The sequence below is a fragment of the Olavius algarvensis spirochete endosymbiont genome (assembly GCA_900608495.1).
Classification (GTDB): domain Bacteria; phylum Spirochaetota; class Spirochaetia; order DSM-2461; family DSM-2461; genus UBA2779.
This window is the reverse complement of record UWYT01000084.1, coordinates 1-312: the sequence shown is the minus strand read 5'-3', so window position 1 is coordinate 312 and position 312 is coordinate 1. Positions and strand designations below refer to the sequence as shown.

Annotated in this window: 1 protein-coding gene; it reads right to left on the bottom strand. The window is 62.5% G+C overall.

The window, feature by feature from the left end:
* The coding region (locus S1OALGB6SA_RS01925) for an NHL domain-containing protein (protein ID WP_442789582.1) at window positions 1-312 on the bottom strand (312 nt) is incomplete at both ends.

Sequence of the window (312 nt, the reverse complement as noted above, 5' to 3'; positions counted from 1 at the left end):
GCCATGATCTGCCACATAGACATTGCCGGATGAGTCCACAGCCACTCCGAGGGGGAGGCCAAACTGCGCCGTGTTGCCGATGCCATCCGCAAAACCCGCTGTGCTGCCGGCAAAGGTGCTTACCACCCCCGCAGGCGTGATTCTCCGGATGCGGCGGTTGTCACTATCTGCCACATAGACATTGCCGGATGAGTCCACAGCCACTCCGGCGGGGTGGTTAAACTGTGCCGCAGTGCCGGTGCCATTCCCAGAACCCGCTGAGCCAGTGCCGGCCAAGGTGCTTACCACCCCCGCAGGCGTGATTCTCCGGAT